Consider the following 509-nt stretch of genomic DNA (forward strand, 5'->3'; position numbering starts at 1 on the left):
GCCGACGCCAGTATTCGTGACGATTTCCCGGGCGTCGGTCGCCCCCGCCGGGTTGCGCCGCGACTCACCCGCAGTGGTCGTTGGGTCGATGGTTATCGCCCCGCTCGTCGGGCCCGCGATGTCGGCAAGCGTCGGCACCGTCGTCGACGACGACCAGATGTTCGCCCGCGGGATTCGACTCCAAGTGTTCGGCGGTGTCCTCGCCGTCGGGTCGGCGGCCCTGTTCGCGCTTCTCCTCAGGGAATCGGGTGCAGTCCCGCTTTCAACCGCGGAAGTCCTCTCAGTTCCCGAAGTAGACGAACGCCTCGCACCGGACGTGCTCTCGTTGGTTATCGCTCTCGGGGCCGGTGCAGCGGGTGCGATTTCGCTATCGTCGGGCGGCTCGACGGCGCTCGTCGGCGGCATGATTGCCGCCGCGTTGATTCCGCCGACAGCCGGGGTCGGGGATGGAATCGCGTGGGGGTCACCCGAGGCGGGCGTCGGCCCCGGGGGTCCCCTCCCCGGGGATA

The 509-nt window shown here is 69.4% G+C and carries 1 protein-coding gene; it reads left to right on the forward strand.

Annotation, left to right across the window (positions count from 1 at the left end; translation table 11 throughout):
- Positions 1-509 (forward strand): DUF389 domain-containing protein (locus tag QT222_RS00005; protein ID WP_491475900.1); only part of this gene is annotated, 509 nt, incomplete at both ends.

The organism is Haloferax sp. s1, from assembly GCF_058382125.1.